The organism is Solidesulfovibrio sp. DCME (assembly GCF_049995385.1).
Lineage (GTDB): Bacteria > Desulfobacterota > Desulfovibrionia > Desulfovibrionales > Desulfovibrionaceae > Solidesulfovibrio.
This window is the reverse complement of the sequence record NZ_CP188261.1, coordinates 31,560-56,773: the sequence shown is the minus strand read 5'-3', so window position 1 is coordinate 56,773 and position 25,214 is coordinate 31,560. Positions and strand designations below refer to the sequence as shown.

Genomic DNA, 25,214 nt, shown 5'->3' with positions numbered 1-25,214 from the left:
GTTACGCTCCCTCAGGCAGGAGTCCCTTGCGGCCAACCGACAACCCGGGGTACGGCCATGAACGATCAGGATGCGGCCGCAGCCGCTGCCTTCTTTTTCACCAAGCAGGCCCTTTTCGACGCCAAGCGCAAGTTGTGGGGCTATGAGATCCAGGGCGGCAACGAGGCCTGCCCGGAGCTGGCCTGCTTCGCCGATCGGGAACAGGTGGCCGATTCCCTGGCCTCTTCGTCCTACATGGGCGTGCAGCATGCCGTGGAGCGCGGCAAGAAAGTCGTGGCCCCCTTCGACGAGGCCGGCCTTCTGGCCAAGGCGCCCTATGCCCTGCCCGCCGCCCACGGCGTGGTCAAACTGGTGGGTTCGGTCCGCAACCCGGCGGCGGCCGCGGCCGCGGCGCGGCAGCTGCGGGCCGACGGCTACGCCCTGGCCCTGGAGGACGGGCCGGGACTGGCCGCGGCGCCGGAACTGGCCCACCTGGCCGACATGCTGTGCTTCGACGCGGCCGGCGGCGCCGATCCCCGCAACTTCCTGGACCGGGTCAAGGGCCGGCAGGTCCTCCTTTTGGCCGCCCGGGTGCGGGGGCTCGAACAGTTCGAGGCCCTCAAGGCGGCGGGGTTCACCCTGTTCCAGGGCCCTTTTTTCAAGGAGCCCGAGATCCTGGCCGAACGCAAGCTCACCTCGCACCAGATGAGCCGCTTCAACCTGCTGCGCCTCATCGAGGCCGAGGACCCGGACGTGGACGCCCTGGCCGAATCCATCTCGGCCGACGTGTCCGTGAGCTTTCGCCTGCTGTCCTATTTAAACAGCGCCGCCTTCGGTTTTTCCCAAAAGATCCAGTCCATCCGCCAGGCCATCATGATCCTGGGCTCGGTGAAGATCCGCAACTGGCTGCGGGCCGTGCTCCTGGCCGACATGGCCCAGCACGGGGACATGCCCCGGGAACTGGCCGAACTGTCGCTGCAACGGGCGCGTTTTCTGGAGCTGGTGGCCACGCGCTACGATTTCTGGGATTTCCATCCGGGCTCGCTGTTTCTGCTGGGCCTTTTTTCGCTGCTCGACGCCATTCTCGGCCTGCCCATGGCCAAGGTGACCGAGCACCTGCCCCTGGAGGAAAAGCTCAAGGCGGCGCTTCGCCGGGAAACGCAAAGCGAATACGAGCCGCTGCTCGAACTGGTGGCCTGCATCGAGGACGCGGACTGGACCCGGCTGGACCAGCTGACCCAGAACCTGGGCTTCGACCTGGAGACGGTCAAGGCCTGCGCCAGCGAGGCCATGGCCTGGAGCGGCGCCTTTTTCGCCACCCAGTCCGCCGCCCCCGAACCGGCCAAACGCCGCTGACCCCAATGGCGACCCGGTCGCCTGCCCAGCTATTGCGGCCGCAACGGCGGGTCGATGAAGCCGAGCTTGGCCAGTTCGGCAAGCAGGATCTCGCGGCGCAGGGGTTTGGGCAGGTAGGCGTCGGCGCGGCCGTGGAAAAAGGATTCGCTGACGTTTTTCGTATCGGTCAGCACGGAAATCATGATGAGTTTGAAGGGGCTGGCCGATTTGGCCGCCTGCTCCATGCGGCGCAGGGCCAACACAACCTCGTTGCCGTCCATGCCGGGCATGAGGATGTCCATGAACACGGCGTCGAAGGGCTGTTCCTCTTCGAGGGCGGCCTCGAAGGCGGCCATGGCTTCCTGTCCGTCGCCGGCGGTGAGGCATTCGGCATAGGCGGACAGGAAGGTCCGCAAAAAGAGGATGATGCTTTCATCGTCGTCCACGATGAGAAAGCGCATGGGCAATGCTCCGTGTTGTGTCGCCTGGCCGCGGCCCGGACACCGGCGGGTTCACCGAACTCGAACCGGGGTATTTCGTTTTGGCCGGGGAGGCAAGCCTGGCGGCGGGCGCCGGGGATGGGGCGTTGCGACCGGCCGGGCGCCTTGACGGAAACGGCTCGAGCCATTTAGGGATGCCTGACGCGCCCGTAGCTCAGCCGGATAGAGCGTCGGACTTCGAATCCGCAGGCCGGGAGTTCGAATCTCTCCGGGCGCGCCAGTTAACTCTGAAGGGTTCTACGGCAACCCGAGGCTCGTCGGCAGATTGCCCAATCTCATCCCCCATGCCCTCCCCCACACGCACTGTTCAAAATAAGTCCTACCAGATAACAAAAGGGCGTTCCCGATAAGGCGCGATTCGGAGAGGATGCTCTCCGCTGAGCCCCCCCGCGCGACACAAAATTCTCCCCGGCCCCGGCCACCTCGCGGCGCAAATTGTCGCCGCCAGCCACGGCCGATCTCGCGCCGCAACATTGCACCGTCAGCCCGCCGCCCTTGCGGCCTAAAATGGCGTTCCGTGGCCGGCACCTTGCGGCGTATTGCGGCGAGGCTGGTCGTGACGCGCTCCTCCCTCTGGGTATCCCGACCTTGCCTTGGTAGAAAATGCCGATTACGAACGCACGGGCATCAAGCCGTAGGCAGGCGCGCCGTTTCGATGGCAAAAAGCATAACGTATCGACCTGTTAACGCGGAACTGGGTGTATGCGCATCCGCCGTTCGCCGCTGGACGCCGCTGTAGCGAGGGAAGAATGGGCGAAAGCGACTTGGCGCGGGCAATGGAAGCTGCCTCGCGGGACCCGGCGTTCGAGGTCCCTCGGACTTTTCGTAGTCGGGGGGCCTTGTCCGCCATGCGCGAAGGCCTTTGGGTCCCCATCGCCCGCGACGGCGAGACCGTGCTGGTCGCCGCGGCCGACCCGCGGCGCGAGCATCTGGCCCGCGCCGTCGAGGACGCGCTGGGTGCGGGGGCCGCCCGGATCTTCGCGACGCCCCCCGAAACGGTGCGCCGCATCCTCGACAACACCATGGACGTCTGCCCCGGCTTCCCGCCCGAGGCGTCCCGGCTGGAGCTCGCCAAGGTCCGGACCTACCTGGCCGCCCGCCGCTCCTTCCTGTCCGGGTTCCGCACCACGCTGGCCAGGGGCCGCACCGGCCTTTCCATGTTTCGCACCGGGATCGCCTTTCTGACGGTCCTGCTCGTGCTGCTGCGCGTTTTCGGCCTGGGGCCGGCCCTGCCCTTCGAGGCGTTGCTGCTCGGCTCGGGGCTCTTTTTCATCGCGGACGGCATCCTGTGGTATCTGCCGGCCCGGCGCATGTCCCACCGGGGGTTGCCGTCCTGCGTGCCCGATCCGGATCCGGCACTTGGCAACACGGGCGTGCTGTCCGTCTCGGCCGACCTGGCCTGGCCGCGTTTCCGCTGGCTGGCGGCGGTACCGGGCGCCGGGGCCATGCGGGCGGCCTGGGCCACGCTCTCCCCCGCGGCCCGGCGGCGCTTCCTCGCCCTGGACCGCACGGCCCTGGCCCTGGAACGCACCTCCCTGGCCGAACTGCGTTCCATCATGGCCCGGTCGCGCACGGGCCTGGCCCTTGGCCGCACGGGCATCGCCGTGGCCGGCGTCGGCATCGCCATGGTCCGCCAGTTCCACCACGGGCCGTGGGACATCGCCAGCTTCGGGCTCATCGGCCTGGGGGCGGTCATGGCCCTGGAAGGCCTGTCCTGGTATCTGCCGGCCCGGCGCGTCGGCAAGGCCTGCCACGCCGCCCTGTGCCGGGCCGACGCCTGCCCGAGTCCCCGGACCATGGGCCAAGGCCCCGAAGAACCGCATGACCACGACCGCAACGCGCACGGCCCGGGCCTGCTCGGGACCACGGGCCTGGCCCTGGAACGCACCCGCCTGGCCGAGGAACGCAACGTCCTGGCCCGGCTGCGCACCCAGATGGCCCGGGGCCGCACGGGTTTGGCCTTCGTGCGCACGGGGCTTAACGCCGTGGCCGTCGGCCTCGGGCTCCTGGCCTGGTTCGGCACGGCCGCCACGGGCTGGACGGTCTTCAACCTGTGCCTGCTGGCCGGCGGGCTGGTGCTGATCGGCGACGGGCTGCACTGGTATCTGCCCGCGGCGCGGGCGCGACGGCAATCGGGCCTTTGCCTGGACGATTTCGAGCTTGCGGTGCCGGACTACGCCGCGCCCGAGGACACCTGGGGCCGGGCCGGGACCGGATTGGGGGGAGGCCATGCCGCCTGACGACACCGCTTCCTTCCGGTTCGACGAGTCGCGGCGCCTCCCGGCCGACCTGCTCGGCCGCCTGGCCCCGCCGGATTTCGCCCAGGACCGCTGGTTTCCCCTTTGCCGCGACGACGACGGAACCATCGTGGTCGCCCTGGCCGACCTCGACGACGCGGCCGCCCGGGCCGCCGCCGGCCGAGCCCTGACCCAGGGGGCCTTGCGCTTCGTCGCCGCCTCGGCCGAGGACATCGCCCGTCTGGCCGGCGAGTACAAGCCGGCCGTGACCGGCGCGGCCGTGGGCGTGGTGCGCACCAATCTGGCGTATTGGCGCAACACCATGGCCCAGTGGCGCACCCGTCTGGCCTGCTGGCGCACGGACATGGCCATGGGGCGGACCTGGCTTGGGGTTTCGCGTTTCGGCTTCGGGCTCATGGCGCTTGGCAACACGCTCCTGCGCTCGGCCCAGTCCCCGTCGGTCCGCCTGGCCGACGGCGCCTGCCTGGCACTGGGGCTGGGCCTGGCCGGGTTCGCCGCCACGGCCTACCTGCGCCTGCGCCTGTCCAGGCGGCGCCTGCCCGGGGTGCAGACCCTGGTCGAGGTCTCGGCCGCCAGCCTGCAGTTCCTGGAGGAATACCATTTCGTCGAAGCGCCGGGCCGCCGGCGCCCGGCTTCCAAGGGCACCATGCTCGGCCGGCTGGGCGATATGCTGGAAAATCACGCCACCATCCTGGAAATCGCCTCGGGCGCGCCGGAACGCATCCATCTGGCGCGCGAGCGCAACGTCCTGGCCGCCCAGCGCACGGTGTGCGCCTGTTATCGCACCATCGCCGCCCGGGCGCGCACGGGCCTGGCCTTCATCCGGACCGGCGTGGCCGTGCTGAGCCTGGGCATCGGGCTGTTGCGCTATTACGGCGACGGCCCCCTGTCGCTGCTCGACTGGCTGCTGGCCGTGGTCGGCGCGGCCATGGTCGTCGACGGCCTTCTGTGGTATTGGCCGGTGCGTCAGGAGCCGGTCCGCACCCCCAGGTGCATGGACCCGCCGGGGGAGCGGGCGTGAAGATCAAGACCAAGCTGATCGTCGGCAGTTGCACGAGCCTTGCCCTGCTGCTCCTTTTGGCGGTCCTGGCCCGGCACGACATGGACCGGGTGGTGGACAAGCTGCGCTTCGTCGAGGTCCAGGACGACCTCAACGCCGGCTTCCTGGAAATGCGCCTGGCGGAAAAAAACCTCTTCCTGTTCGGGGACAAGGCGGCGCTTCGCGAAATCGCGGCCAAGATCGACGAAACGCGGTCGGTGCTGGCCAAATCCCACGACCGCATCGTCCGGGGGGCCGGGGAGGCCAACGCCCTGGCCCTGATGCGCCACCTCGACGCCTACGCGGCCGCCGTGGAGCGGGCTGCCGCCGACGAGGCGGCCGCAAGCGGCGTGGAGGCGGCCATGCGCGAAACCGGCCGGGCCCTGCGCGAGTTCTCCACCACCCTGGTGTCCCGGGAGCGGGCCCAGGTCAGCGAGATCATCGCCTCCTCCCGCAGCACCATGACCCTGTCCCTGACGGCCGTGGTCTGCACGGCGGTACTGGGCGCGCCGCTGCTGTTTCGCAAGGTGCTGGTGTCGCTGGCCAAGGTGGAGCGCCTGGCCGGGGCCATCGCCGACGGCAAGTTCGAAAGCATCGAGGAGCCCGGCAGCCACGACGAGCTGGATTCCGTCATCCGGGCCGTCAACACCATGTCCGAGCGCCTGGGCTCCCGCGAGGCCGAGATCCTGCAGTCGAAAAAGCTGGCCTCGCTCGGCACCCTGACCGCCGGCGTGGCCCACGAGATCACCAACCCGGTCAACAACATCTCCATGATCGCCGAAACCTTCGAGGCCATGGCCGACGAACTGCCGCCGGCCGAACGCCTGGGGATGGTGCGCCAGATCCAGAAGGAATGCGGGCGCATCCACGGCATCGTGACCAATCTCCTCGACTTCTCCAAGCCCAAGGCCGCCAGCATGCGCCCGGTCGGCATCAACGCGATGGTCACCGACACCTTGCCGCTGGTGCGCAACATGCTGCACGTCTCCAACATCGACCTGCGCCTCGACCTCGCCCCCCAGGAAGCCCTCGTCCTGGCCGATACCGCCCAGATGCACCAGGTGCTCGTCAACCTCATCACCAACGCCATCCAGTCCATGCGCCCCGGCGGCGAGTTGCGCGTGTCCACGAGCCTGGCGGCGCACACCGCGCGCATCGTCATCGCGGACAACGGCCGGGGCATCGCTCCCGACGCCCTGCCCCACATCTTCGACCCGTTTTTCAGTACCAAGGGCACCGAGGGCACGGGGCTCGGCCTTTCGGTCAGCTACGGCATCATCAAAAACCACGGGGGACGGCTGCGCGTGGAAAGCACGGTGGGAGCGGGGACCACCTGCTTTGTCGAATTGACGGCCATCGCCCCGACGGAGGCTTCCCATGAACACGCAACCGGTTAGGATCATGGTCATCGACGACGAAAAGGTCGTCGGCGACATGCTGCGCATCCACCTGGCCAAGCAGGGGTTCACGGTGGAAACGTTCCTGGACGCTCCGGCCGCCCTGCGGCGGCTGGCCGAGGAGCGCTTCGCCCTGATCATCACGGATTTCAAGATGAAGGGCATGGATGGGATGGAGCTGCTCAAGATCGTCAAGAGCGACTATCCGCATGTCCACGTGATCATGATCACGGCCTTCGCCCATTTGGACACGGCCATCGAGGCTTTTCGCGGGCAGGTGCACGATTTTTTCCCGAAGCCTTTCAAGATCAAGGAATTGCTTGCCTCCGTGAACCGCGCGCTGGAGCGCGACGAGACTTCTTCCCCGCAAGCCTGAACGTGCTGGCGCGATATCCCATGGCCGGGCGGCGACACGGCCCCCCCTCGCCGCCGCGTTGACGCCCGTGGCCGACACGGCTAAGAGGGGCGAAGTCGGCGGAAGACGCCGCCCGCAACACAGCAGCCAAGGAGCCTTTCCATGCGACGCGCCCTTTTGCTCGCGGCAGCGGTTTTTCTGCTTGCCGGATGCGCCGGTTCCGCCGCCTCCCGAGCGGAGCTGGCCGGCGAGCCCACGGTCTACGCCAAGGTCCTCAAGGAGCCCGATCCGCTGCTTGTGGGCTGCTACCACCGCTCGCGGCCCTCGGAGTACAACCGCCCCAACACCTACAGCTATTGCCTGGTCAAAAAGGGCGGCCAATACGCCGTGTATTACGACTGGCGCGACGGCAAGTCCCTGGAGGAACACAAGGGCTGGATGGCGTTTACCATCAACGGCGACCGCATGACCAGCGACACCGAGCCGAGCACCTACCTCGTCAAGGACGGCCGGGTCTGGCACAGTTACGCCGGCCGCGACACGCTGCATCCCATGCTGCCCCAGTAGGCGCGGCGGCCGCCGGGCTGCCGGCCCGGGCCGGAATGCCGCACCGGCCGCCGTCCGCAGTGTTCGTTTCGCGGCCGCCGGCGCGGCGGCCGGCCGATCCGGTCCGGCGTCCGCTTGGGCGCCCCCGGGCTCACGGGCCCGGCGACCGGGCCCGTACGTTGCGATGTGAGAGGAAGGAGGGCCGCTTCGCGGCAGGCAAAAGCACCATGTGGGACAGCCAAACCGCACAGCGCTATGACGCCTGGTTCCAGACGCCGCCCGGGGCGTTCGCCCTTGCGCGCGAAATACGGCTCATCGAACGCCTGACCGCGGGCTGGCCGCGGCGGGGGCAGCGGCTGCTGGAAATCGGCTGCGGCACGGGCATCTTCCTCGAGGTCCTGCACGGCGCCGGCTTCGACGTCACGGGCCTGGACCTCTCCCCGCCCATGCTCGAGGCGGCCCGCCGCCGCCTGGGCGCCAAGGCCGACCTGCACCTGGGCGACGCCGGCCACCTGCCCTTCGACGACAAGGCCTTCGAGTTCGGCGTGCTCCTGACCGTCCTGGAATTCTGCCCCGATCCGGCCCTGGTGTTGCGCGAGGCCGCCCGGGTGACCAAAAAAGCCCTGCTGGTCGGCCACCTCAATCCGTTTTCCTGCTACGGCCTGGCCGTGCGCCTGTGTCCGGGCCGCTCCCGGGGAGCGCTTGCCCGGGCCAGGTGGTTTTCGCCCTGGGCCATGGGCCGGCTTTTCCGCAAGGCCCTGGGCCGGCGCCCGGCGCGCACCGGCTGCGTCCTGCCCGGCCCCATGGCTTCCTGGCGCGAGCAGGCCCCCTGGCGCCTGCTCAACGCCCCCATCCTGTCCCTGCCCGTGGGCGCCTTTTGCGCCAGCGTCGTGAACCTCACCGACGAGCCGGTCATGACCCCCCTGCCGGCCTTCAAGCCCAAGGCCTGCATGGGCTAGGCCACGGCCTTTTGACATCACGGGCCGTCTCGTCTACTCTCGTGTGCCTTTCCCAATAACGCGGCCCTGCGCCACCCCCGGACCACGCTCCATGGACAAGATACAGAAGATAAAAGGCTTCGCCGACCTGTTTCCGCCGGATTCCGGCGTCTTCTCCTTCATCGAAGGCACGGCCCGCGACGTTTTCGCCCGCTACGGCTACAAGGAATTGCGCCTGCCGGTCCTCGAACGCACCGAACTGTTCGCCCGTTCCATCGGCGAGGAGACGGATGTGGTGCAAAAGGAGATGTACACCTTCCCGGACCGCAAGGGCCGCTCCCTGACGCTGCGCCCCGAGGCCACGGCCGGGGTCATGCGGGCGGTCATCGAGGACAAGCGCGCCGGCGAAGGGCTGCTCAAGTATTTCGCCTACGGCCCCATGTTCCGCTACGAACGGCCGCAAAAGGGCCGCATGCGCCAGTTCCACCAGATCGACGTCGAGGCCGTGGGCTCCCCCGACGCCCTGCTCGACGCCGAGGTCCTGCTCATGCTCGACGAGTACCTGCGGGCGCTGGGGCTGGACAACCTCACGGTGGAACTCAATTCCCTGGGCTGCCGGGCATGCCGGCCGGTCTTCCTCGACGTGCTGCGCGAATTTTTAAAGGGCATGCACAAGGAACACCTGTGCGAGGACTGCCTGCGCCGCAAGCTCACCAACCCCCTGCGCGTGCTCGATTGCAAGGTGCCCCAGTGCAAGGAGTTCACGGCCGACGCGCCGAAAATCACCGACCACCTCTGCCCGGAGTGCGCCGCGCACTTCGCCGTGGTCAAGGGTGTGCTGGACGCGGCCGGGCTGCGCTATACGCTGAGCCCCCGGCTCGTGCGCGGGCTTGACTACTACGTGCGCACCACCTTCGAGATCGTCTCCGGCGACATCGGCGCCCAGTCCTCGGTGGCCGGCGGCGGGCGCTACGACGGCCTGACGGCGTCGCTCGGCGGGCCGGACGTGCCGGGCGTGGGTTTTGCCTGCGGCATGGAGCGCCTGGCCCTGCTCATCGACCGCGACCTGGAGGTCGCCCCGGATTTCTTCCTGGCCGTGCTCGACGCCTCGGGCCTGGCCCTGGGCCTGCTGCTGGCCCAGGGCCTTCGCCGGGCCGGTTTTGCCGGCGAGGCGCCCTTTGCCCCGCGCAGCGTCAAAAGCCAGATGCGCGCCGCCGACAAGTCCGGCGCCCGCTTCTGCCTGGTGCTCGGCACCGACGAGCTGGCCGCCGGCACGGTGGTGGTCAAGGACATGCGGGCCGGCGGCCAGGAAACCGTGGCCCAGGACCTGCTCGAAGCGTATTTGCGGGCGCGTTTGGAAGAAGCCAAGGGCGAGTAGGCGGGCTGGGTTGAAAACCGGGGCTGCGCCCCAGGCCCCGCCGGGGGGATCATCCCCCCCGGACCCCCTGAATGGGGGCCGGTTGCTGCTTGCGGGAATGCCCGGCATCGGGCGCAAAGAAGAACAAAAGGCCAGGGGAAAAGCCGGTTGTGACGGTTTTTCCCCGCCTTCGTGAAAAAAGGATGCATTCCATGAGCGAGACGCTTGTCCTCGACAGGCTGGATGACTGGCGGCGCAGCCACGATTGCGGCGCGCTTCGGGCCTCGGATGTCGGCAGCGAAGTCTGCCTGATGGGCTGGGCCCAGTTTCGCCGCGACCACGGCGGGCTGATCTTCATCGACCTGCGCGACCGCGGCGGGCTGACCCAGGTCGTCTTCTGCCCCGAGGGCAGCCAGGCTGCCCTGGAGCGCGCCCACGTCCTGCGCGTGGAATACGTGCTGGCCGTGCGCGGCCGCGTGCGCGCCCGGCCCGAAGGCATGGCCAACCCCACCATGCCCACGGGCGAGGTCGAAGTGGAGGTGACGGAATTCAAGCTCTTAAATACCGCCGCCACGCCGCCCTTCCCCATCGAGGACCGCATCGACGCCTCGGAACTGCTGCGGCTCAAGTACCGCTACCTGGACCTGCGCCGGCCCAAGCTCGCCGCCAACTTCCTGCTGCGCAACAAGGCCGTCCAGAGCATCCGCCGCTACCTCGACGGCCTGGGGTTTCTGGAAATCGAAACCCCGGTCCTGACCAAGTCCACGCCCGAGGGCGCCCGCGACTTCCTGGTGCCAAGCCGCCTCAGCAACGGTTCGTTCTACGCCCTGCCCCAGTCGCCCCAGCTGTTCAAGCAATTGCTCATGATGTCGGGATTTGACCGCTACTACCAGGTGGTCAAGTGCTTCCGCGACGAGGACCTGCGGGCCGACCGCCAGCCGGAATTCACCCAGGTCGATATCGAGATGAGCTTCGTGGACGAGGAGCAGGTCATGGGCATGGCCGAAAACATGGTGCGCACCATGTTTCGGGAAGCCGCCGCCGTGGCCCTGCCCGAGGCCTTCCCGCGCATGACCTTCGCCGAGGCCATCCGGGACTACGGCCTGGACAAGCCGGACATCCGCTTCGGCCTCAAGCTCGTCGACGTCAGCGCCGTGGTGCGCGAAAGCCAGTTCCAGGTCTTTGCCAAGGCCGAACTGGTCAAGGGCATCCGCGTGGCCGGCGGCGCGGCCCTGTCGCGCAAGGAGATCGACGACCTCACGGAATTCGTGAAGATCTACGGGGCCAAGGGCCTGGCCTGGATCAAGATCAAGGACGACGAATGGCAGTCGCCCTTCGCCAAGTTCCTGTCCGAGGCCGAAAAGGCCGGCCTGACCGAGGCCTTCGGCCTGGAAGTCGGGGACATCGTCTTTTTCCAGGCCGGCGCCGCCGACATGGTCAACACCGCCCTGGGCTATCTGCGCATCCAGCTCGGCGAGCGCTTCGGGCTCATCCCCGAGGGTACCTTCGCCCCGGTGTGGGTCACGGACTTTCCGCTGCTGGAATACGACCCCGAGGCCAAACGCTACGCCGCCCGCCACCATCCCTTCACCGCGCCCCAGCCCGGCAACCTGGAGAAACTGGCCGACGACCCGGCCGGCGCCCTGTCCCGGGCCTACGACCTGGTTTTAAACGGCAGCGAGATCGGCGGCGGCTCCATCCGCATCCACGACCGCGAAACCCAGAAGGCCATGTTCGCCGTGCTCGGCATCGGGGCCGAGGAGGCCGAGGAGAAGTTCGGCTTCCTGCTGCGCGCCCTGGAGTACGGCGCCCCGCCCCACGGCGGCATTGCCTTTGGCCTGGACCGCCTTATCATGATCCTTGCCGGCGCGAAATCCATCCGCGACGTCATCGCCTTCCCCAAGACCCAGAAGGCCATGTGCCTTTTGACCGAAGCGCCGGGGGAAGTGTCGCTTGGCCAACTGCGGGAGCTTGGCATCAAGCTGCGGTCGCGGGACAAGGACAAGGACAAGGACAAGGCGTAAGACTCATGCCTCTCGAGATATTGAAGTATCCGCATCCGGTCCTGGCGCGGCTGGCCGTGCCCGTGGCCGCCATCACCCCGGAGGTCCGGGAGCTGGCCGACGGCATGGCCGAGGCCATGTACGCCAACCAGGGCATCGGCCTGGCCGCGCCCCAGGTGGGCCATTCCCTGCGCCTGATCGTCATCGACTTGTCCGGGCCGGACAAGCGCGAAGGGCGCATCACCCTGGTCAATCCCGTCATCACCGCCGCCAGCGGCGAACAGGAGGACGAGGAAGGCTGCCTGTCCGTGCGCGAGTACCGCACCAACGTGCGCCGGGCGGCCCATGTCACGGTCAAGGCCCTGGACCTGGACGGCAAGGAGATGGAAATCGAGGCCGACGGCCTTTTCGCCGTCTGCCTCCAGCACGAGATCGACCACTTAAACGGCGTGCTTTTCATCGACCGCATCAGCCGCCTCAAACGCGCCATGTACGACAAGCGGGTGAAACGATGGACCAGACAGCGGGAAACGGCGGACCAGGAAAGCTAAACGCCGTCTTCATGGGCACGCCCCAGTTCGCGGCCACGGTCCTCGAACACGTGCTGGCAAGCGACGACGTGGCCGTGTCCGCGGTCTACACCCAGCCCGACCGGCCCTGCGGCCGGGGCAAGAAGTGCCTGCCCGGGCCGGTCAAGATGCTGGCCCTCGACGCCGGCCTGCCCATCCACCAGCCCGAGACCTTCAAGGACCCGGCCGAAGTGGCCCGGCTGGCCGCCTATGCCCCCGACGTGCTGCTCGTGGCCGCCTACGGCATGATCCTGCCGCAAGCCGTGCTCGACATCCCGCGCCTTATGCCCCTTAACGTCCACGCCTCGCTGCTGCCGGCCTGGCGCGGGGCGGCACCCATCGAGCGGGCCATCGCCGCCGGCGATACGCTCACCGGCGTGACCATCATGCGCATGGTGGCCGCCCTGGACGCCGGCCCCATGATCCTGCAGCGCGTGCTGGCCATCGGCCAAAACGACACGGCCGGCGAGCTGCGGGCCGAACTGGCCGACCTCGGCGGGCGCCTGCTCACCCACACCCTCAAGCGCCTGCGCACCGGCGGCGTGCCCATGGTGGAGCAGGACCCGGACAAGGTCACCTACGCCAGGAAGATCGACAAGGCCGAGGCGCTGGTCGACTGGAACCGGCCGGCGGCCGAGGTCCACAACCTCATCCGGGCCATGACGCCCCATCCGGGCGCCTTTTTCTTCTGGAAACCCGCCCCGGACAGGGAGGCGCTGCGCATCATCGCCCATCCCGGCCGGGTGGGCTGCCCCCTGCCCCCCGGGGCCAGGCCCGGCGATATCCTGGGCCTGCTGGAATGCCATCTGGGCGTGGCCTGCGCCGACGCCGTCTATTTCATCCCCACGGTCGTCCCGGCCGGCAAGCGGCCCATGGATGCCAAGGCTTTTTCCTGCGGCTACCTCGGCAAATGCGACGACGACGCCATGGCCGTGTGCGGCCCGCCGGGCACGGGTGGGGCCGTTTGAGTGCCGCATCCGCGAAAGCCGTGGCCGTTTGTTGAGGGCAAGACCGAAATTGACTTTTTTCTTAAAAAATACGCGCGTATTTTTTAAGGGACACAACACGAGGCCCGTCGGAAGGGACCAACGCATTGGTGGAACGTAACGAACCCTCGCGCAAGCGCCTGTTCATCGGCTTGCTGTGCGGCACGGGCCTGGCCGTGTGCGCCGTCCTGGCGCTGGTCTGGATCGTGCCCTACATCGGCCTGGCCAACATCCATCCCCTGGTGCCCTGGGTGCTGGGCGCCTTTTTCGCCGCCGCCATCCTGCTCGTCTTGTGGGCCACCCTGGGCCTGGCCATCAGCGTCGCCCTGGCCCGGCCGTTTCTGGGCTCGGACCATCTGCGCGGGGTCATGGCCAAGGTCTTCTTGCCGCTGATGACCATCTTCGCCCGGCTGTTTCGGCTGTCCAAAAGCCGGGTGCGGGGTTCCTTCATCAAGGTCAACAACGAGATGGTGGCCGCCGAGAACCGGCGCTACGACCCGTCCCAGATCCTGGTGCTCCTGCCGCACTGCCTGCAATCGAGCCGCTGCCTGCACCGGCTCACCTACGACATCAACAACTGCAAGCGCTGCGGCCAGTGCCCGGTGGACGGGCTCATCAGCCTGTCCGAGGCCTACGGCGTGCACATCGCCATCGCAACAGGCGGCACCATCGCCCGCCGCATCGTGGTGCAAAAACGGCCCCGGCTCATCCTGGCCGTGGCCTGCGAACGCGACCTGACCAGCGGCATCCAGGATACCTATCCCATCCCGGTCTACGGCGTGCTCAACGAACGGCCCAACGGCCCCTGCCTGGACACCCGGGTGGCCCTGCCGCACCTGGAGGGCGCCTTGCGCTTTTTCCTGGTCAACGGCGAGGCCCAAAACCCCCTGTTCGATCGGTTTGCCGGGTTGGCGCCCCTGGGCAAGCCGGCTTCCGCCCTGGGTGGCCCCCGTTGAGCAGGGAAGGGCAGGCCGGCATCCCGCCGGCACGCGCCATCGCCCTGGCCGTCCTTGGCCGCGTCCTGCCCGATCCGACGCGGCCGCCCCGGGGGCCGGGCGCCGGGCAGGATGTCCAGGCCGCCCTGGATGCCGCCCTGGACACCCCGGGCCTCGACCCGCGCGACCGGGGCCTGGCCACGGAACTCGTCTACGGCTACCTGCGCCTGCGCGGCCGGCTGGAATACATCCTGTCGCGGTTCCTCAAAAACCCAGACGCCGTGCCCATGCCTGTCGGCCGGGTGCTTGCCTTGGCTGCCTACGAGATCCTTTTTTGCTCCAAGGTGCCGGCCTATGCCTCGGTGGACTGGGCCGTTTCGGCCGTGCGCAAGCGGGGCGGCAAGGGCCTTTCGGGCATGGCCAACGCCGTGCTGCGCCGCATCGCCGCCGATCCGAGCGTCCTGGCCGATCCGGGTTTTTATTGCCGCGACCGCTGCACCGAACAGGAATTTCTAAGCCGCTTCTATGCCTGCCCCGAGTGGATCGTGGCCATGTGGCTGCGCGACGGCGGCCGGGAGGCGGCCGAGGCCCATCTGCGGGCCCAGATCGAACCGGCGCCCCTGGGGCTTCGGGTCAACGCGACCAAACCCGGCGCCCGGGAACTCTTCGACGCCCTGGCCGGGCTGCCCGAGTGCACGGTGGCGGATTTTCCCACCCTGGCCCTGCCGGCCGGCAGCGACACCACGCCGGCCGGGGTGGACCTCGGCGCCGCCCTGGCCGCCGGGCGCCTGTCGCGCCAGTCCGCCGCCGCCCAACTGGTCCTGGCCAGGCTTGGCCGCGACGGCTGGCCCGAACCCGTTTTCGACGCCTGCGCCGGCCGGGGCGGCAAGACGCTGGCCCTGGCCGAGGCCGGGAAACATGTTTTCGCCGGCGACATGCATGCCGCCAAGCTTTCCGGCCTGTCCAGGGAAGCCCACCGCCTGGGCCTGCCGCCCATCGCCGCCTTTCGGGCCTCGGCCACGCGCATGCCCCTGGCCCGGGCGCCGGGGACGATCCTCCTCGACGCCCCCTGTTCGGGGCTGGGCGTGCTGTCGCGGCGGCCCGACGCCAAATGGCGCCGCCGCCCCGAGGACCTGGCCGGCCTCGTGCGCCTCCAGCGGGCCATGCTGGAGGCCGCCTACGCCAACCTGGCCCCGGGCGGGCGCCTCGTCTACGTGACCTGCACCACCAATCCGGCGGAAAACGAGCAGGCCGTGGACCGCCTCGGCAGCCGCCACCGGGAACTCGTGCTCGAAGCCGAGGTGCCGGCCGTGGCCGAAGCGGGCCTTGGCGAGGCCTTCTACGGCGCGGTGCTCAAGAAACCTTAAGCGGCCTGCGCCGCCTCCTTGGGCCAGCTGCAGCGCCCTGGGCCAAATCACATGGGGCCTGCGCCCACCGCCGAACGCCCCGATCGCCCCGTTTTTCCGGCAGGAACACCTTGCGCGCGCCCGTTCGCACGCGATGTTTCCAGGCGGCGGTCTTCGCGGCGGGGGAGAGGAGGGGGCTTGGTCAGGACGCGAGCTTGAGCGTGGCCACGCCGGCAACGATGAGCCCGACCCCGGCCAGGCGGGAGAGGCTCGCGGCGTCGCCATAGGCCAGCACGCCCACGGCAAAGGCCCCGGCCGCGCCGATGCCCGTCCAGACGGCATAGGCCGTACCCATGGGGATGACGCGCTGGGCCAGATAGAGGAACAGGCCGCTGGCGGCCATGCAGCACACGGCCAAGCCGACGCCCGGGCCCAGGCGCCACGGGGCCTGGGCCAGCTTGAGGCCGATGGGCCAGCCGATTTCGAACAATCCAGCCAGAAACAGGAAAACCCAGGCGTTTCCCATGACAAGGCTCCTTATGCGTGCGGCGGGGAAGGGGGTTCCGGGGCAGGGGGGCAAAAAGCGTCCATGTCCGCGGCCGTTCCGGCGAAATGCAGGAAATAGGCGCCAGCGTAACACGCGGCCAGGCAGCGGGCCTTGAGGTCGGCGAACCGGTCCGGCCGCTCCCGCCAGGCCGCCTGAAAGCCCGGGTCGGCCAGGAAGGGGTAGTGGGCGAACAGGGCGGTGGACCAGAGGGTATTGAAGCGGGGATCGAGCCAGCGCACCGGCGAACCGCGCAGCAGATGCCAGCTCAACGGGCGCATTTCGAACAGCATCCCCCGGCTGTCCGGCTGTCGGCCCTCGGCGTAGGCCGCCTCCATCAGCGGGGCATGGGCCTCGGGGGAAAGCACCAGCACCCCGGTCTGGACGACCCGATCCGGGCCGTTCGCGTAGCCATAGCGGCCGTAAAAGGCCTCGGCCGTGGCCTCGGCGGCGGCGGTGACGCCGTGGCGTTCCTGATAGGCCCGTATGGCCGCGGCCGCCTGGGCGAAGACCTCGGGCGTGGGGCTGGCGAAATGGTCCACCGCGCCAAAGGCTTCGGGCGCCACGTCGGCAAAGACGCTCGGCGCGCCGGGGCGCACCACGATATCCGCGTCGAGCCAGGCCACTTGGCCGCAGGCTCGCAGCCTGGGATGGCGAAAGAGCAGGCATTTCTGCCAGGCCGGCGAACGCGACCGGCCGACGTCCGAATCGTCGAGCAGCCTGTCGAGGACCACCAGGGACAGGCCATGGGCCTTGGCGTAGGCCCGCAGGGCCGGGGCGGCGTGGGCGGCGAAACGGCGCCGGCAGGCCTCGCCGACGACCAGGGTGACCAGGGCGCGTCGCATGGTGCGGTCCGCATACCCCAAGCGGCGGTCAAGGGCCAGCCCGGGGGCAGCGGGGCGGCCGACGGGCCTAGAGGACGCAAACCTTGTTGCGGCCGCCTTCCTTGCAACGGTACAGGGCGGCGTCGGCCCTGGCCAGCAGCGCATCGGCCGATTCGCCGGGGAGGTGGGCGGCCACGCCGGCGCTGATGGAATGGTGCCGACCGGGTTCGAAATCGTAAGCCGCCACGGCGGCCCGGATGCGCTCGGCCAGCTGCACCGCCTGTTCCAGGTCGGTCTCCGGACACAACACCAGGAACTCCTCGCCGCCGATGCGGCCGGCCAGGTCGCAGGAACGCACGGCCTCCCGCAGGATCCGGCCGAAGGCGACGAGGAACCGGTCCCCGCCCTGGTGGCCCAGGCGGTCGTTGACGGATTTGAAGTGATCGATATCGAGGATGATGACGGCAAAGGGCCGGTGGTAGCGGGTGGCCCGCTGCAACTCCTCGTCGAGGCGGTCCATGACCTGGCGGCGGTTGGGCAGGTCGGTCAGCAGGTCGGTGCGCGACAGGCGCATCAGCTCGGCATTGTATTTTTTCAGCTTGTAATTCCAGGCAAAGCCCAGGCCAGCCACCAGGGCGAAGGCCAGGCCGATTTTCAGCGCCAGCGCCTTGTCCAGGCCGGTCTGCACGTTGATGGCCACGTGCTCGTTGACGATGCGGCCCCGTTCCTGGGGGGTGATGGAAACCACGCCCTTGTCGAGGATGCCGCGCAGCACCGGCTCCGATCGCACCACGCCCAGACGGAGGTTGTTGGCGTAGTTGGGCAGCCGGCCGGCGATCTTGAGGTTAAAAAGCCCTTCCTTCTTGATGGTGTAGGCGGCGATGATAAGCGAGCGCATGGTCATGTCGGCCTTGCGGTCCGAAACCATGTTGAGGGCGTCCATTTCCGAGTCCGTGGTCACGATCCTGAGGTTGGGGTACTCGGACCGGACGCGTTCCTCCATGGAGGTGCCGCGCGGGAAGACGATGGACTCGCCCGTAAGCCCGGCCGGGTCGTCGATGAAGGGATGTTCCTCCCGGGTGATGAACACGTTGGAGTCGTTGAAGACGGGTGCGGTGAATAGCAGCCACTCGTTTCTTGCCGGCGTCTCGTTGAGGAAGCTTAGGACCTGGCAGCGCCCGTCCTTGGAAGCCTCCAGGCTTTCGTCCCAGTCGGTGGTGGGAACGAGCCGGAAGGTGACGCCGGTGCGCTCGGACACCAGCCGCAGCAAATCGGCGGCAATGCCCTCGTGCTCGCCCTGGCTGTTGATGCTTTCAAACGGCACCCAGTCCGGGTCCACGCACAGGCGCACCGGGCCATGGTTCTGCACATAGGCCTGTTCCTCGGCCGTAAGCGCCACCTGCTGGGCCCTGCCTGGCCGGCAGGCCAGGCAAAAAACGACAACAACCATCGCCGCGACCAGCCCGTATTGCCTGCGGGCCAGGCGGTTCGACCGGCGACGTATGCCCGTGCTTGCCATGCTCGTTTCCCCGAATCCGACGCAATGCCGCCTTTGACTTACTCGAGTATCGCCAGAGGGCAGGGGAGGCAACCCCGTTTTCCCCATTCCAATCGTTGCCACGGGAAAAATATCCGGCTGTGGACACGATACGGCTTTCATGGCACTCTTTAAGGCCCGCCGTTGCGTTCTCACGGCCATCTCGCAACCTCGTTAGGAGGGAACGGTATGCGCCTGTCACTGCACGCCAAGTTCTTCACACCCATCCTCGCCCTGGTCGTCCTCGGCATGGCCGTCCTGGTAACCCTCAACGAGCGCGCCTCCAAACAAGCCCTGGAGCATGTCGAAGGCCAGGCCATGGTCCTGTTGTGCCAGTCCATGGCCAAGGACATTTCCGGGACCGTGCGCGCCAACCTGGGCATTCTCGGCAGTTTCGCCAAACTGCCTCTCCTGGCCGCCGCCGCCTCGGGCGAACACACCGCTGCGGCCAACGAACTGCTCACCATCATGAGCCGGGGCATGCCGGGCGCGGACTACGCCAACATCTTCAACGCCCAAGGCGTCTCCACGGCCTCGAGCAATCCGAACACCATCGGCAAGATCAACGTGGCGGACCGCGACTACTTCGGCCAAGTCATCGGCCAGGGCAGGGCCGACGTGATCTCCAAGGCCATCGTCAGCCGCACCACTGGCAAGGCCGCCATCGTCCTGGCCCAGCCCCTGCGCGACGCCTCGGGCCGGCTCGTGGGCTTGGTCAACACCGGCATGGACCTGGAGTCCCTGACCAACGACCTCGCCGCCACCAAGATCGGCCAGACGGGCTACGCCTTCATCCTCGACGGCCAGGGCATGGTCCTGGCCCATCCGGACAAGTCCCTGCTCATGCAAGGCGATTTCGCGCAAAGCGAAACCGGGAAGCGCATCCTGGCCGTCACCGGCACGGGCGTGATCGCCTACACGGACGCAAGCGGCCCCCATCTGGCCGCAGTGACGCGCGAGCCCAGGACCGGCTGGTTTTTCGTGGTCGAGTCCCCGGTTCGGGAGTTCCAGTCCTTTGCCGACGCCGCCACGAGGCAAAACATCCTTATCGCCGTGGCCTTCACCGTGGCCATGGTCCTCGCCATCGTGACGGTGCTGCGGCTGTCCGTGCTGCGGGGGCTGCGCCGGTGCATGGCTTTTTCCGCCGCCGTGGCCCGGGGCGATCTGGACCACGAACTGGACATCCGCTCCGGGGACGAGCTGCAAACCCTGGCCGAGTCCCTGACGGCCATGAGCCGCAGCATCCGGGCCTACCTGGACGAGGCCAAGGCCAAGGGCGACGAGGCCCAGGCCCAGGCCGCCCGCGCCACCCAGGCCCTCGACGAAGCCCGGCAGGCCCAGGCCGAGGCGGCCCAGGCCCAGACCCGGGGCCTGCTTCTGGCCGCCGACCGGCTGCAGGGTGTCATGCAGGCCCTGGCCGACGGCTCGGCCCAGCTGGCCTCGGAGGTGTCCGCCGTGGTCGCTTCGGTGGAGGAACAGGAACACCGCACGGCGGAAACAGCCACGTCCATGGAGGAAATGAACGCCACCGTGCTCGAGGTGGCCCGCAACGCCGCCCAGGCCGCGATCAAGGCCGGCGAGGCCAGGACCCGGGCCGAGGACGGCCGCGACGTGGTGGAGCAGTCCCTGGCGGCCATCAGCCGGGTGGAGGCGGTCTCCCGGGAGGTCAAGGTCGGCATGGATGCCCTGGGCGAAAAGGCCCAGGCCGTGGGCGCCATCATGAACGTGATTTCGGACATCGCCGACCAGACCAACCTGCTGGCCTTAAACGCGGCCATCGAGGCGGCCCGGGCAGGGGAAGCGGGCAGGGGATTCGCGGTGGTGGCCGACGAGGTCCGCAAGCTGGCCGAAAAGACCATGACCGCCACCAAGGAAGTGGGGGCGTCCATCAGCGCCATCCAGGCCGGCGTGCAGGAAAGCCGGGCCAAGGTGGACGAGGCGGCCCAGGCGGTGGTGCGGGCCACGGAACTGGCCAGCGCCTCGGGGGAGGCCTTGCGGGCCATCGTGACCCTGGTGGACAACACGAGTTCCCAGGTGCAGGGCATCGCCACGGCCGCCGAGGAGCAGTCGGCGGCCAGCGAGGAGATCAGCAAGGCCGAGGAGGACGTCAGCCGCCTGTCGGCGGACATCGCCCGGGGCATGCGCGAATCGTCCGGCGTGGTGGACAACATGGGCCGTCAGGTGGAGGCGCTGGAAGAGATGGTGGCGGCGTTTCGTCAGAACTGCATCGGCGAGGAATGCTGAGGCGTCCCCTGGCCCGGGGTATGCCCTTGGCCAGGTCAAAATATTCCTTAATTGGAATAATCGAGATACTTATATTCCTTGTTGCCCCGGGCGTCAGTCCAATTCCTTGGCCGTCCAGATGCAACGGCCGATGATTTCGAAATCGTCCGCATCGGCGACAAGCAGCAAATTGGGGTCGTTGTCCGAAGCCACGCACAAATGGCCGTCGCGATCCACCAAACGCTTGATGTACATCTGGCCGTTATAGCGCAGGTAGTAGATCTTGTTTTTGACGAACTGTCGCCGCCCCTCGTCCACAAGCACCACACTGCCGTCGGGGATGGTCGGCTCCATACTGTCGCCAAAGGCCCGGATGACGGTCATGTATTCCGGATTGCCCTTGGACCGGATCCATTCCGTGCGAAAACTCAGATAGGTCAGCGTCCGGTCGCCGGTCTCCGTCGACCCGCCGCCCATGGACCCCGTGGCCTCGCGCAGCGGTACCTCGGTGTACTGGAGCTGCTGGGCCTCCCGGGTCCGGATGTCGCGCAGAAGTGCCTGCAGGGCCGTAGCCTCCCCGCCGAGCCCGGCCTGGCGGCCCGATTCCCCGCCATAGCGCGACTCCCGGACATGGTAGCGCCGGGAAAGCGGCCCCTCCGGCACATAGTCCTGGCTCTCCAGCTGCTTGTGGCCCAGGGCGATCATTTCCTCGTAGGAAAGGTCGAAAAATTCCGCGAAACGACGCCGCACCGCCGACTTGGGCGACTGCTTGCCGGCCAGGATCTTGCTGACATACCCCTGGGAAACCCCGGCAAAGGCGGCCAGATCCCCCTGATTGGGGTTTCCCCTGCCTACCAGTTCCACCAGCGCCTTCCAGAAACACCGATCTTCCTCGGTGCGCAGGGCCGGTCCATCGGGCGGCAACTCAGCCAGGGATGGTCGGATCATGACGCCTCTTGTGCCCTAGGTGGAGGGGGAATGTCCATTCCTTTTTAGGAATATTATTCTTGACAAGTATTCCTAATAGGAATACTTATGGAATCCAGCAAGACCCTTTCTGCCAAGCCAAACCCGTGGAGACGGTTCCATGCGCGAAGCCGAATTGGAGGAGAGACTGGCGGCCAGCCTGGGCGAGCCCGCCGCCCGGGCGGCCGTGGATGCCCTCATCGCCGAGTGGGGCGGCTGCCGCCTCGATATCCCCAACGGGGCCACGGCCCGCAAACGCCGCCGGGACAGCGAAATCCGGCGCATGTACCGCGCCGGCGTCGACCTGTTCGCCCTGCGCGACCAGTTCGGCCTTTCCGACCGCCATCTGCGCCGTATTGTCGCCAGCACCCACTGACGCGCCTTATTTGGCCATGGCCCGTTCCATGGCCGCGGCCAACTCCCCGGGCTCGAACGGCTTGGCCACGTATTCGTCCATGCCGGCCTCCAGCCCCCGCTCCCGGTCCGCGTCCATGGCATAGGCCGTCAGCGCCACCACCGGGATGGAGGCCACCGCATCCGCCACCTGGCCCGACCGGATCAGCCGGGTGGCTTCCAGGCCGTTTAAGCGCGGCATCTGGATGTCCATAAGCACCAGGTCGAAGGGCTCCCGAGCCAGCATGACCAGCGCCTCGCGCCCATCCGCGGCGGTTTTCACCTGATGCCCGAGCTTTTGCAAGGCGCGCACGGTGTAAATGCGGTTGACGGGCTCGTCCTCGGCCAAAAGGATGCGCAGGGACGTCGGGCCGCCCAGGCGCGGCCCGACCACCTCCGGCCGTGGGCGCGGCGGGCTGTCGGCAGGCAGGCCGCAGGTCACGGTCAGCACGAAGGTGCTGCCCTGCCCGGGCGTGGATTCCAGGGCGATGTCGCCGTCCATGAGCCGGGCCAACCGCCGAGCCACGGTCAAGCCGACCCCGGCACCGTCGTACTGCTTCGTCAGCCGGTCCTCGCCGATGCCGAAAGGCTCAAAAAGGCTGGCTTGCACCTCGGGCGCGATGCCCACCCCCGTATCCGCCACCGTGACGCGGATGCGGGCCTGCCCCGGGGCAGCCCCGTCCGGCCCGGCCTCGCCCGGGGCGAAGCGCGCCGTGACGGACCCTTTTCGGGTATGCTTGAAGGCGTTGCCGAGCAGCGTGATACACATCTGCCGCAGGCGATGGGGATCGGCGATCACCCGGGCGGGCAGCCGCGCATCGAAATGATAGATGAAGGTAAAGGGCCGCATGCGGCTTTGGCTGACGAAATTGCGCAGAAGCGGCAGCAGTTCGTCCTGCAGGTCGAAAGCCACCGGGTGCAGGGCCATCCGGCCGCTTTCCACCGTGGATAGATCGAGCAGTTCGTCGACGATGTCCCGTAAAATACCGGCGGACTGCCGGATCACGGTCAGGTGCTCCCGGGTTTCGCCCTCCGCGGCACCGTCCAGCAGCAGTTGGGACAGGCCGATGATGCCGTTTAGGGGCGTGCGCAACTCGTGGCTGATGTTGGCCACGAACTGCGCCTTGGCCGCGCTCGCCGCGGCCGCGGCCTGTTTGGTGGCCAGCAGGTCCGCTTCCAGGCGCTTGGTGCCGGTCAAGTCCGCGAAAGCCAGGACATGGCGCGCCCCATCCGCCCCGACGCGCCTGAACTGGCAGTGCGCGTCGAGCACCCCGCCATCGCTGCGCCGCAGCCCGTATGTACCGACATGCCCGCCGCTGGCCGCCATGTCCGGTGCCGCCGCCTGGAGAAAGGCCTGCCGCGCGTGCGGCCCGGGAAACAGCAAGGCGACGTCCCGCCCCAGGAGCGCCTCGGGCGTATAGCCGAGCATCATTGCGCCCTGGTTGTTGCTTTTTTCGATGCGGCCGTTGCGTTCCAGGACCAGGCCGATGAGGGCATTGTCGAACAGGGCTTCCGCCTCGGCTGCGGGCAATGCCTCGCAACCGGGCGCCTCCCCGTCGCCGCCACGGGCGAGCGGCCGGGACTGCGCCTGGCCGGCCGTTTCCCGCGCGGATGGGTGCTGTTGCCCGTTGCCAGGCCGCGTCTCGTCGTCGTCCTGAACGCACGCCGTCATGGCTTGCCCCCCGGATCACCCAACGGTTCGGTACGAGTGCCAGCCAGCATACCCCCAGCACGGCGCCCCCGCAAGGACATGGCCCCGATTTCCGTCTTTCCCAGGGTCATTTCTGGCGATTCCGGTCGGCCGGGCCGGCCGCCTCGGGCGGCAGACCCCGCCGGGCCGGGCTTGTAGCCCGAGGCGGCGCGGCACAGGGCCCGCTGGCAGGTGGGGCGCTCGCGGTGAGGCGCCGTCAGGACCCGTCGCGACGCCGGCAAAACTGGTCGCACAGGTCCCAGGCGCGTTCGAGGATGCCGGCGCAGCCGTTCATCAGGTTGTCGACGTAGAGGGCATCGTAGGTTTGCCGGCACATGGCCAGGCAGCTTGGCAGGTCGGCCGGCGGCGAAGCCAACTCCGCGCGGTAGCGTTGGCAGATGGGGTCGGAAAGGCAGCTCCCGGGGGTCGGCAGGGCGGAGCAGTAGCCGTAATAGTCCGAAACCGTCATGACAGGCGGTTTGTCGCCGCCGTCCTGACGCATCCCCTGGCCGGCGCAGCCGGCCAACCATGCGACAAGGCCCACCACAACGAAGCAACGCAAGGACATGCCTTCCTCCTTCCCGGCCATCTGCTGGACAGGATGCCCAAGGCGCAATTCCTTGTAAAGCCCTCCGATTTGAAAATGTCCTTTGCTCTAACATGTTTTTTTATTTTGACATAGACTGGCTTGTTCTTGTCCGCCTTCCATGGTCACTTGGCTTTCAAGGAAGGTGCAACATGCAAACGCAATCGAACTTGCCAGCCTTTTCCAACGACATAAGCAGCGCGGTCCTGTCCAGCTACGCCAACATCGCCGAGGACGGCACCATCTGTTTCGTGTCCGACAAGATCTACCGCGCCTGCGACGTCTGCGGCACGGTCTTCGTCGGTTCGGCCTACCGTGCGGCCTTCGCCGGGCCGCCGACCTGTCCGTTCTGCGGTGCCCTGGCTTGCGCTCCCGTGGTCAGGGGGCGGCTGTCGTGAACACCCTCGACAAATTCCTGTCCCGCAAACTGTTGGCCGCCGCCTGCTCCATCGCCGTCATCGCCGTCAACCGCAAATGGACGCTAGGCCTTAGCGATGAAGATATCCGGTCCGTCACCGATATCGCCCTGGCCACCATCGGTTCCCAGGCCGGCATCGACCTGGCCGAACGGGTGCTGCCCCTGGTTGGCCGCAAACCCGCCGCCACACCGGACGGAGGCCCGCATGGCGCCTGATCAGGCCTTCTTGCCCCTCTGGATGTCCTTCCTGATCGGGCTGGTCCTCTTTTTTACCCGCAAATGGGTGGCTGACGTGGCCAGGGCCATCGACTCCCTGGAAGAACGCCTGCGCCTTTTGGAAAAATCCCAGGCCGAATGCCGTCTGGAGTTGGCCAAGGGCTATCCCACCCGGCCCGAATTGGAACGCCTGGTGGAACGCCTGGAAAACCACGCCACCCGCCTGACCATCCTCGAGGAACGCGATCTGGCCGCCTAAGCCCCCTTTCCACGT

General features: G+C 68.0%; 25 protein-coding genes and 1 tRNA gene. 19 read left to right on the top strand and 7 right to left on the bottom strand.

Annotated elements, in window-relative coordinates; all coding sequences use genetic code 11:
• Positions 1 to 57 precede the first annotated feature (57 nt).
• Entirely contained in the window at positions 58 to 1,335 is a 1,278-nt protein-coding gene (locus ACP59X_RS00290; RefSeq protein WP_428563469.1) for an EAL and HDOD domain-containing protein, read from the top strand.
• A gap of 29 nt (positions 1,336 to 1,364) precedes the next feature.
• Here the strand turns inward: ACP59X_RS00290 and ACP59X_RS00285 are convergent, their stop codons facing one another.
• A complete protein-coding gene (locus ACP59X_RS00285) occupies positions 1,365 to 1,775 on the bottom strand; it encodes a response regulator (protein ID WP_428563467.1) in 411 nt (136 codons plus the stop codon).
• Between the two features lie 182 nt (positions 1,776 to 1,957).
• Here ACP59X_RS00285 and ACP59X_RS00280 point away from each other — a divergent pair.
• The 13 genes from ACP59X_RS00280 to ACP59X_RS00220 all read left to right on the top strand — a co-directional run bounded on the left by ACP59X_RS00280 (position 1,958) and on the right by ACP59X_RS00220 (position 15,564).
• Positions 1,958 to 2,034 (top strand) — tRNA-Arg (locus tag ACP59X_RS00280).
• Between the two features lie 529 nt (positions 2,035 to 2,563).
• On the top strand, positions 2,564 to 4,054 hold the full coding sequence (locus tag ACP59X_RS00275) for a DUF202 domain-containing protein (RefSeq protein WP_428563465.1): 1,491 nt from the start codon (positions 2,564 to 2,566) through the stop codon (positions 4,052 to 4,054).
• On the top strand, positions 4,044 to 5,093 hold the full coding sequence (locus ACP59X_RS00270; protein ID WP_428563463.1) for a GspE/PulE/PilB domain-containing protein: 1,050 nt from the start codon (positions 4,044 to 4,046) through the stop codon (positions 5,091 to 5,093). Before ACP59X_RS00275 ends, ACP59X_RS00270 begins: the two co-directional genes overlap by 11 nt.
• Entirely contained in the window at positions 5,090 to 6,508 is a 1,419-nt protein-coding gene (locus tag ACP59X_RS00265; RefSeq protein ID WP_428563462.1) for a sensor histidine kinase, read from the top strand. The genes ACP59X_RS00270 and ACP59X_RS00265 overlap by 4 nt, the downstream gene beginning before the upstream one ends.
• A complete protein-coding gene (locus ACP59X_RS00260; protein WP_428563460.1) occupies positions 6,489 to 6,884 on the top strand; it encodes a response regulator in 396 nt (131 codons plus the stop codon). Before ACP59X_RS00265 ends, ACP59X_RS00260 begins: the two co-directional genes overlap by 20 nt.
• Positions 6,885 to 7,025: 141 nt before the next feature.
• A complete protein-coding gene (locus tag ACP59X_RS00255) occupies positions 7,026 to 7,430 on the top strand; it encodes a hypothetical protein (RefSeq protein WP_428563458.1) in 405 nt (134 codons plus the stop codon).
• Positions 7,431 to 7,636: 206 nt separating this feature from the next.
• A complete protein-coding gene (locus ACP59X_RS00250) occupies positions 7,637 to 8,368 on the top strand; it encodes a class I SAM-dependent methyltransferase (RefSeq protein WP_428563456.1) in 732 nt (243 codons plus the stop codon).
• A 91-nt stretch (positions 8,369 to 8,459) separates the two neighbouring features.
• The gene (gene hisS, locus ACP59X_RS00245) at positions 8,460 to 9,725 is read left to right on the top strand and encodes a histidine--tRNA ligase (RefSeq protein WP_428563454.1); all 1,266 of its coding nucleotides are present in this window, start codon (positions 8,460 to 8,462) and stop codon (positions 9,723 to 9,725) included.
• A 191-nt stretch (positions 9,726 to 9,916) separates the two neighbouring features.
• Positions 9,917 to 11,728, top strand: a complete 1,812-nt coding sequence (gene aspS, locus ACP59X_RS00240; RefSeq protein ID WP_428563452.1) for an aspartate--tRNA ligase — start codon at positions 9,917 to 9,919, stop codon at positions 11,726 to 11,728.
• A 5-nt stretch (positions 11,729 to 11,733) separates the two neighbouring features.
• Positions 11,734 to 12,258 carry a peptide deformylase gene (gene def, locus ACP59X_RS00235; protein ID WP_428563450.1) on the top strand — a complete coding sequence of 175 codons (525 nt, stop codon included), beginning with the start codon at positions 11,734 to 11,736 and terminating at the stop codon, positions 12,256 to 12,258.
• 11 nt (positions 12,259 to 12,269) lie between these two features.
• Complete coding sequence (gene fmt, locus ACP59X_RS00230; RefSeq protein ID WP_428570008.1) at positions 12,270 to 13,244, top strand: methionyl-tRNA formyltransferase; 975 nt, start codon at positions 12,270 to 12,272, stop codon at positions 13,242 to 13,244.
• Between the two features lie 128 nt (positions 13,245 to 13,372).
• Positions 13,373 to 14,218, top strand: a complete 846-nt coding sequence (locus ACP59X_RS00225; RefSeq protein WP_428563448.1) for a DUF116 domain-containing protein — start codon at positions 13,373 to 13,375, stop codon at positions 14,216 to 14,218.
• On the top strand, positions 14,215 to 15,564 hold the full coding sequence (locus tag ACP59X_RS00220) for a transcription antitermination factor NusB (protein WP_428563446.1): 1,350 nt from the start codon (positions 14,215 to 14,217) through the stop codon (positions 15,562 to 15,564). The genes ACP59X_RS00225 and ACP59X_RS00220 overlap by 4 nt, the downstream gene beginning before the upstream one ends.
• A 181-nt stretch (positions 15,565 to 15,745) precedes the next feature.
• Here the strand turns inward: ACP59X_RS00220 and ACP59X_RS00215 are convergent, their stop codons facing one another.
• The 3 genes from ACP59X_RS00215 to ACP59X_RS00205 all read right to left on the bottom strand — a co-directional run bounded on the left by ACP59X_RS00215 (position 15,746) and on the right by ACP59X_RS00205 (position 18,430).
• On the bottom strand, positions 15,746 to 16,069 hold the full coding sequence (locus ACP59X_RS00215) for a DMT family transporter (protein WP_428563444.1): 324 nt from the start codon (positions 16,067 to 16,069) through the stop codon (positions 15,746 to 15,748).
• Between the two features lie 11 nt (positions 16,070 to 16,080).
• A complete protein-coding gene (locus ACP59X_RS00210) occupies positions 16,081 to 16,932 on the bottom strand; it encodes a hypothetical protein (protein WP_428563442.1) in 852 nt (283 codons plus the stop codon).
• Positions 16,933 to 16,999: 67 nt separating this feature from the next.
• On the bottom strand, positions 17,000 to 18,430 hold the full coding sequence (locus ACP59X_RS00205; protein ID WP_428563440.1) for a diguanylate cyclase: 1,431 nt from the start codon (positions 18,428 to 18,430) through the stop codon (positions 17,000 to 17,002).
• Positions 18,431 to 18,637: 207 nt separating this feature from the next.
• Between ACP59X_RS00205 and ACP59X_RS00200 the strand changes: the two genes are divergently transcribed.
• Complete coding sequence (locus ACP59X_RS00200; RefSeq protein WP_428563438.1) at positions 18,638 to 20,692, top strand: methyl-accepting chemotaxis protein; 2,055 nt, start codon at positions 18,638 to 18,640, stop codon at positions 20,690 to 20,692.
• A 93-nt stretch (positions 20,693 to 20,785) separates the two neighbouring features.
• Here the strand turns inward: ACP59X_RS00200 and ACP59X_RS00195 are convergent, their stop codons facing one another.
• Positions 20,786 to 21,619, bottom strand: a complete 834-nt coding sequence (locus ACP59X_RS00195) for an XRE family transcriptional regulator (RefSeq protein ID WP_428563436.1) — start codon at positions 21,617 to 21,619, stop codon at positions 20,786 to 20,788.
• A 139-nt stretch (positions 21,620 to 21,758) separates the two neighbouring features.
• On the opposite strand from ACP59X_RS00195, the gene ACP59X_RS00190 reads away from it, so the two are divergent.
• Positions 21,759 to 22,013 carry a Mor transcription activator family protein gene (locus tag ACP59X_RS00190; protein WP_428563434.1) on the top strand — a complete coding sequence of 85 codons (255 nt, stop codon included), beginning with the start codon at positions 21,759 to 21,761 and terminating at the stop codon, positions 22,011 to 22,013.
• Positions 22,014 to 22,019: 6 nt separating this feature from the next.
• Here the strand turns inward: ACP59X_RS00190 and ACP59X_RS00185 are convergent, their stop codons facing one another.
• Together ACP59X_RS00185 and ACP59X_RS00180 are read right to left on the bottom strand one after the other, a co-directional pair.
• The gene (locus tag ACP59X_RS00185; protein WP_428563432.1) at positions 22,020 to 23,702 is read right to left on the bottom strand and encodes a response regulator; all 1,683 of its coding nucleotides are present in this window, start codon (positions 23,700 to 23,702) and stop codon (positions 22,020 to 22,022) included.
• A gap of 235 nt (positions 23,703 to 23,937) precedes the next feature.
• The gene (locus ACP59X_RS00180; RefSeq protein ID WP_428563430.1) at positions 23,938 to 24,288 is read right to left on the bottom strand and encodes a hypothetical protein; all 351 of its coding nucleotides are present in this window, start codon (positions 24,286 to 24,288) and stop codon (positions 23,938 to 23,940) included.
• A 170-nt stretch (positions 24,289 to 24,458) separates the two neighbouring features.
• Here ACP59X_RS00180 and ACP59X_RS00175 point away from each other — a divergent pair, with 170 nt between their 5' ends.
• From ACP59X_RS00175 to ACP59X_RS00165, 3 genes are read left to right on the top strand one after another with little or no spacing between them, the layout of a single operon-like run.
• Positions 24,459 to 24,704, top strand: coding sequence for a hypothetical protein (locus tag ACP59X_RS00175; protein ID WP_428563428.1), 246 nt, complete (start codon positions 24,459 to 24,461; stop codon positions 24,702 to 24,704).
• Positions 24,701 to 24,940, top strand: a complete 240-nt coding sequence (locus ACP59X_RS00170) for a hypothetical protein (protein WP_428563426.1) — start codon at positions 24,701 to 24,703, stop codon at positions 24,938 to 24,940. The genes ACP59X_RS00175 and ACP59X_RS00170 overlap by 4 nt, the downstream gene beginning before the upstream one ends.
• Positions 24,930 to 25,199 carry a hypothetical protein gene (locus tag ACP59X_RS00165; RefSeq protein ID WP_428563424.1) on the top strand — a complete coding sequence of 90 codons (270 nt, stop codon included), beginning with the start codon at positions 24,930 to 24,932 and terminating at the stop codon, positions 25,197 to 25,199. Before ACP59X_RS00170 ends, ACP59X_RS00165 begins: the two co-directional genes overlap by 11 nt.
• Positions 25,200 to 25,214 lie beyond the last annotated feature (15 nt).